Annotated in this window: 1 pseudogene; it reads right to left on the bottom strand. The window is 58.2% G+C overall.

Annotated features, from left to right (window positions below):
• Positions 1–963 (bottom strand): annotated as a pseudogene (locus AC5ZG1_RS44015) (IS630 family transposase); the annotation flags it as partial.
• Between the last annotated feature and the right edge of the window lie 21 nt (positions 964–984).

Below are 984 nucleotides of genomic sequence, written 5' to 3' on the forward strand. Positions count from 1 at the left end.
CTGACGGAGGTGTGAACACCTCGCTGGATTTGCTTTCTGGTGAGCTCAGCGAACCAGCGCTCGATCTGATTGATCCATGACGCAGAAGTCGGCGTGAAGTGAACATGATAGTGCGGCCGGCGAGCGAGCCACGCTTTGATCTTGGGCGTCTTGTGGGTGGCGTAGTTGTCCATGACGATATGGACAGCGAGCCCCTCAGGAATTTGAGCGTCGATCTCTTTGAGGAACTTCAAGAACTCGACCGCCCGATGGCGCTTGTAGCATTTGCCAATGACAAACCCGGAAGCGACGTCGAGCGCGGCAAAAAGCGTGGTCGTGCCATGCCGCACGTAGCTGTGCGTGCGACGTTCCGGTACGCCAGGCATCATCGGCAAGACCGGTTGCTCGCGATCGAGTGCTTGTATTTGACTCTTTTCATCAACGCTGAGGACAACGGCTCGGTTCGGTGGGGACAGGTAAAGCCCGACAATATCGCGCACCTTGTCGACGAATAGCGGATCGCTCGACAGTTTAAATGTCTGGCTGCGGTGCGGCTGCAAGCCGAACGCTGTCCACATTCGGCGGATCGTAGTGTGAGAAAAGCCAGTTTCCGCAGCCATCGAGCCGGATCGACCAGTGCGTCGCGTCGGGCGGCGTTGTACGCAATGTCCGCTCGATTACCTCAGCAACCTGATCGTCGTTGATGGTTCGAGGGCGGCCAGGGCGGGCTTCGTCAAGCAGGCCATCACAGCGATCCTTCAAGAATCGGCGGCGCCACTTGCCAATGGTGTGTTCATGGATGCCAAGTTCGGCAGCCACAGATTTGCTTGGCAAGCCATCTGCGCACCGTAGGATCGCGCGGCACCGCTCAGATAGCGACCGGGCCACACGATAACGACGAACCTGCCTCTCCAAATATGCTCGCTCTTGCGGACTCAGCACCAACGGCTCGATTGGCCGGCCTCTAACACCTGCATTCGCCACAAGCGCTCTCCTCTACAGAGA

This window comes from Bradyrhizobium sp. Leo78 (assembly GCF_059512425.1).